Origin of the sequence: Mesorhizobium sp. M4A.F.Ca.ET.090.04.2.1, assembly GCF_003999085.1 — a bacterium.
In the GTDB taxonomy this organism is placed as follows: domain Bacteria; phylum Pseudomonadota; class Alphaproteobacteria; order Rhizobiales; family Rhizobiaceae; genus Mesorhizobium.
On record NZ_RZOT01000411.1, the window covers coordinates 1 to 5,553 of the forward strand.

General features: G+C 64.2%; 6 protein-coding genes. 1 reads left to right on the top strand and 5 read right to left on the bottom strand.

Features of this window, described 5'->3' with window-relative positions; genetic code table 11:
- Both EN781_RS24175 and EN781_RS24180 read right to left on the bottom strand, forming a co-directional pair.
- Positions 1 to 771 (bottom strand): GTPase (locus EN781_RS24175; RefSeq protein ID WP_127400393.1); only part of this gene is annotated, 771 nt, incomplete at its 3' end.
- Positions 772 to 774: 3 nt separating this feature from the next.
- Positions 775 to 1,440 (bottom strand): tetratricopeptide repeat protein, encoded by a 666-nt coding sequence (locus tag EN781_RS24180; RefSeq protein WP_126055987.1) that lies wholly within the window; start codon positions 1,438 to 1,440, stop codon positions 775 to 777.
- A gap of 203 nt (positions 1,441 to 1,643) precedes the next feature.
- Between EN781_RS24180 and EN781_RS24185 the strand changes: the two genes are divergently transcribed.
- The gene (locus tag EN781_RS24185; protein ID WP_126055988.1) at positions 1,644 to 2,651 is read left to right on the top strand and encodes a polysaccharide deacetylase; all 1,008 of its coding nucleotides are present in this window, start codon (positions 1,644 to 1,646) and stop codon (positions 2,649 to 2,651) included.
- A 22-nt stretch (positions 2,652 to 2,673) separates the two neighbouring features.
- Here EN781_RS24185 and sbmA read toward each other — a convergent pair whose 3' ends face one another.
- From sbmA to EN781_RS24200, 3 genes are all read right to left on the bottom strand, one after another.
- Complete coding sequence (gene sbmA / locus EN781_RS24190; RefSeq protein WP_126055989.1) at positions 2,674 to 3,933, bottom strand: peptide antibiotic transporter SbmA; 1,260 nt, start codon at positions 3,931 to 3,933, stop codon at positions 2,674 to 2,676.
- Positions 3,934 to 4,054: 121 nt separating this feature from the next.
- Positions 4,055 to 5,215, bottom strand: a complete 1,161-nt coding sequence (locus tag EN781_RS24195; RefSeq protein ID WP_245455554.1) for a YbfB/YjiJ family MFS transporter — start codon at positions 5,213 to 5,215, stop codon at positions 4,055 to 4,057.
- Positions 5,216 to 5,305: 90 nt separating this feature from the next.
- Complete coding sequence (locus EN781_RS24200; RefSeq protein WP_126055990.1) at positions 5,306 to 5,512, bottom strand: hypothetical protein; 207 nt, start codon at positions 5,510 to 5,512, stop codon at positions 5,306 to 5,308.
- Positions 5,513 to 5,553: the final 41 nt, after the last annotated feature.

Below are 5,553 nucleotides of genomic sequence, written 5' to 3' on the forward strand. Positions count from 1 at the left end.
GAACAGCTTTACCCGGCGGCCGCGCCAGTCCCAATCGACGGAGATGGAATCGCGGGTGATGCCAGCCTCCGGCCCGGTCAGCAGCCGCTCCTCGCCGATCAGCGCGTTGATCAGCGTCGACTTGCCTGCGTTCGGGCGGCCGACGACGGCTATGCGCATCGGCTTGGTGTCGTCATAAGCGGGCTCGGCGTCGGGGTCGGTGACGTCCTCGCCGATCAGCACCTCGCTGGCGGCGATCTCCCCGTCGTCCTGCTCGTCCTCGCCGAAGGCGCGCTCCTCGCCAAGCGCCGATATCACGGCGTCGCGCAGATCGGGCATGCCCTGGCCGTGCTCGGCCGAGATAGGGATCGGTTCGCCGAGGCCCAGCTCCCAGGCCTCCAGCATGCCGCCTTGCGCTCCCTTCGCCTCAGCCTTGTTGGCGACCAGCACCACCGGCTTGCCGGACTTGCGCACGACCTCGGCAAAGGTGCGGTCGTCGGGCAGCAGGCCGGACTTGGCGTCGATGGTGAAGAAGATCAGGTCGGCCTCGCGGATGGCGATCTCGGTCTGCTGGCGCATGCGGCCGGGCAGCGTCGAGGCGGCCGCATCCTCGAAGCCGGCGGTATCGATGACATCGAAGAAAAGATCGTAGAGCTTGGCGGTGTGGACGCGGCGGTCGCGGGTTACGCCCGGCGTGTCGTCGACAAGCGCCAGCTTCTTTCCCACCAGCCGATTGAAAAGAGTCGATTTGCCGACGTTAGGCCGGCCGATGATGGCGACTTTGAAGCTCATGCATCACGACGCGTTGCCCGACCCGCGGATCAACTCGGACATCAAGGTCGCCCGCTGGCGCGCATTGCGCGGGGCGCCGTCATCCGAAGCGATCTGGTCGAACAGTTTCAGCGCGTCCGCCGTCTTGCCTTCCTTCCAGGCGGCAAGCCCAAGCGCCTCGCGCGCGGTGTGACGTAGTGTGTTGGTGTCGGCGGTCAGCGCCTCGACGCGACTGGAGACTTCGGCGAAGGAGCCGGTGTCGACGAGCAGCAGCGCCGCCCTCAGGCGCGCCATGTCGCGGATGGCCTGCGGGATGGCGGTGTCGGCGGCAACGTCGTCGAAATCCTTGACGGCGGCGGCGACGTCGCCCTTGTCCGCCTTGACGGTCGCGGCGCGCATGCGGGCAAGCAGCGGATAGGCGCCGTAGCCGTCCTTCTGGAGTTGATCGAGGGCGGCCAGCGCCTCGTCGCCCTTGCCGTCATTGGCAAGCTTCAGCGCCTGCGAGAAAGCATCGCCCGAGCGGTTGGCGCGGCTCTCGTCCCAATAGCGGTAGCCGACGACGGCGGCGGTGCCGAGCACGATCAGTATGGCAAGGCCAAGCAGCGCCGGACCAAAACGATCCCACAGCGCCTGCGCCTGTTCGCGACGAATCTCTTCGTTGACTTCGCGGATAAAACTGTCGTCGGACATCAATCAAAACCATTGCTGCCCACGCGGGGCGCTTCTTGAGCCCGCGTTTTAGCGAAATTTCGTCGGCATGGAAGGGGGCCGCCCGGAAAATCGGCGGATAGAGGATCAGGCCCGGGAAAGAGTGCTCCCGACAGCTGATCGCACCCACGCCACATTTCGCCGTTAGCCGGTCGCCGACCGTCCCGATGTCCAGGCCGCTGCCGATGCCCCGTTTGTTCCCTGCTGTTGCGTTCTCCCTAGCCTCGCTCGCCGTGGCCGGCCCGGCTCTCGCCGATCCGCCCGCGCCGCCGCAATCGGCCAAACCGAAGCAGATCGTCATCATCTCCTTCGACAGCGCCCGCGAAATCTCGCAATGGCGACGCAGCCGCGTCCTGGCACAACGCAGCGGCGCGCATTTCACCTATTTTCTCTCCTGCGTCTTCCTGCTCTCGCCGGAATCGCGCAAGGACTACACGGGGCCCGGCAAGAGCGCCGGCAAATCGAATATCGGCTTTGCCGCCTCGAAGCAGGAGGTGGCCGACCGGCTAGAGCAGATCGGGCTGGCCAAATCGGAAGGCCATGACATCGCCAGCCATGGCTGCGGCCATTTCGACGGCAAGGGCTGGGGCAAGGCCGATTGGCTCGCCGAGTTCGCCTCGTTCGAACGCATCCTCGAAAACGCCTATTCGATCAACGGCATCGCGGCTGAGCCGGCAGGCTGGCGCGATTTCGCGCGGCATGCCGTGACCGGTTTTCGCGCGCCCTATCTGTCGGCCAACAAGGCGCTCTATGCGGCGCTGCCCGAGGCGGGCTTTGAGTATGACGCCAGCGGCGTCTCGCAAGGCCCTGCCCTGCCGCCTGAGAAGGGCGGCATCATGCGCTTTTCGCTGCCGCAGATACCGGAGGGGCCGAAGGCGAGGCCGGTAATCGCCATGGACTACAATCTCTATGTGCGCCATTCCGGCGGCTTCGAGCGGCCGGGCATGAAGGCTGAGTTCACGGAGCGGACCTATCGCGCCTTCCGCGCCGCCTTCGACAGGCAGTACCGGGGCAAGCGCATGCCGCTGGAGCTCGGCTTCCATTTCACGCAGATGAACGACGGCGCCTACTGGGATGCGCTGGAGCGCTTTGCCGGCGAAGTCTGCGTCATGCGGCAGGTCGAGTGCATCAGCTTTCGCGACTATGTCGCGCGCCAGCGCGCCGGCGAGCGACAGGCAACGGTGGGCGGCTGAGCCGCCGACGGCCTGGTCTGGTTCAGGTCGGATCCTGCACGCCATGCTTGGCGAGGTAACGCTGATCGATGTCCGGCAGCGGCTCGCCATACAGCGTCGCCTCGAAGGCACGCAGGCGCTTGTAGATCGAGATCAGCTCAACAATCTGCGGCCAGGCGCTGACCAGATACTGGAACGAACTGGAAACCTGGCCGAAGGCCGTGCTGATCTGCTGCCAGATGCCCAATGTGATCTTGCCGGCTGCGATGGTCGGAATCAGGATAACACTGGAGAAGATGGCGTCTGCTTGGCCGAAGCCAGCCCGGAAGACATTGAAATAGGCATAGTGGAAGTAATAGCGGAAGTAGGTGCGCCGCACGTTTTGAAACAACTCGGTCAAGGCAGGCGGCGAGGCCCGGTTCGGATCGTCCTCGCCATAGACGAGTTCCTTCCGGTAAGCAGCTTCGACACGCTGGTTGCGGAATTCCATGCCTGGCAGCTTGATACCGGCTACGGCCAGCAAAATGGTGCCGAACAACGACCAGACCAACGCGACGATCACCAGAGAGTGAGGAATGGGCCCGATCAGCGGCAGTTCGGTTATGTGTGCCGACAGGGCGTCGAGCACCGGCAGGAAGGCGATAAGTGTCAGCAGCGAATCGGCGAAAGCGACACCCAATTGCTCCATGGAGGTGGAGAACCGCATCGTGTCTTCCTGAACGCGCTGCGAAGCGCCTTCAATGTGCCGCAGTCTCGACCAGTTCTGTGCATAGAAATCGTTCATCGCCGTGCGCCAGCGGAAAATGTAGTGGCTGACGACGAATTTCGTCACGACGTAGAGCGAGATGAACATCAGGCCAATCAGGGCGTAGATCCCGAACAGGCTGTAGAGTTCCGCCGCGCTCACCGTGCCTGGTGCGCTAATCGCTTTTTGGAAAAGATCGAAAAACGGCCCGCGCCAGTTGTTCAGCGCCACATAGATCTGCACGTTTATGTAGGTCGAGAAGAGAATGAACGCGGAAACCAGGATGGACCAATTCTGCCAGGGGTGGGGCGAGTAGAAGCGCCAAAACAGATAGAAGGCGGCCAGCATCACGGCGAAATAGATGTAGAACCACAGGAAAGGCGCTGACCAGAACATCGGCACGCCGAGGATCGGTGGGGCGTCAGGAGCGGCAGGCGGCAGACCGATGGCGGCGCCCAACTGCTGACCACCGAAAAACCAGAACAGAATCCCCACGAGACTCCAAAGGGCGGCCGAGGTGAAAAACAGCTTCGGCTGCGGGAAGAAGGATACGAACACTGTGGCGGGTTCCTCGGTCTGTGCGCAAATCAGCGGGTTTCTGCTCGGCGGGCATAAGGTCACACATTAGGGCGAAAGAAAATGCCCGTGCCCGATGCCCGCTACGGAGCAAGACCACAAATCATGGCGATTTTGGCGCAGCCGACCAGGCGATGACGGCGGAGACGAGCAGGACGACCGCCGCCGTGATCGAGGCCGAGACATAGTTGCCGGAGGCCTGCGCCAGCATGCCGGCAGCGATCGGGCCGATGATCTGGCCAACGCCGAAGGCGGCGGTCATCAGCGCGAAGATGCGGCGCGGCGACCGGGGCGCGAGCTGCCTTGCCGCCTGCAGACCGAGCGCGGTGATGGCGACGAAGGTGCCGCCAAGCAGAACGCCAGCCAGCAGCGGACCGGCATAGCCGCCGACAACGACGCTGGCGGCGACGCCGACCACCTCGAGGAGACAAGCGAGCACGTAGGCTGGATAAAGACCGCACCTTCCGGCGACCTTCTGCCACAGCCAGACGGACGGAAAACCGGCGAGCCCGGTGACCATCCAGACCATGGCCTCGAACAGGCGCCCGCCGCCGCTCTGGCGCACAATGGCGACGAGGAAGGTCGCTGTCACCACATAGCCGAAACCGAACAGGCCATAGGCAACGATCATCTTCAGCAGAGAGCGGTCCTTCGGCAGCGCCGGCTCGCGGTCTTCGGCGCCATTGATGATCGTGGCGGAGCCAGCAAGCAGGGCAACGACGGCGAGACCCAAAGCGGAGATCGCCGCCGCCCACAGCCAGCCCGCCGCCCAACCGGCATGAACCGTGACGAGAACAGCCATCAATGCCGAGGAAGCGGCGATGCCCAAACCGACACCGCCGAAATGCAGCGCCTGCAGATCACTTCGACCCGCCGCGGCAAGATGGCTGAAGACGATCGAGGCCATGAAGACCATCACAAAGGCGCTGGCGAGGCCGGCAAGAAAGCGGATGACGAGAAAAGCCGCGATCGTCTCGCCGAAGCCCATCAGGGCGGCAAGGACGGCGCTGGCGGCGAGGCCGGCAAACATCAGCATGCGTTCGCGGCCATGCGCCCAGCCGCCGGCGGCGGCAAAGGCGCCGGCGAGATAGCCTAGATAGTTGGCCGAGGCGATCCAGCCGGCGTCAGCCGGCGACAGATGCAGTTCCTCCATCATGCCCGGCAGGATCGGCGTGTAGACGAAACGGCCGATGCCCATGGCGACAGCCATGGCCAGCATGCCGGCCACAGCGAGACGCGAGGGCGATGGCGAGGCGGTTTTCATCGCAGCGCACAATAGGTGCGCAGGACAGCAAGACAATGCGGTTGCGTTGGGCCAGCGACCGTCGGCCGTGCCCGGCTATCGGCCGCCGAGTTAGCGGCAGCCCGCCTGCCCCGTCTCATAGGACGTACGCCGCGCCGTTAGCCGAAACGGCATGTCTCCCAGTTCGCGCTCCGACATCGTGTCCAGCACCGGATGCGCCAATGGATCGGCCACCCATCTCGCGATCTCGCTTTCGTATCGGGCGCCCTGCCCTCCGCCAGCGACGACCAGACCATTGAGCAATGACAAAATCTTCATGGTTTCGCCTCGAATTCGCGTTGACCCCTATAGAATCTGCT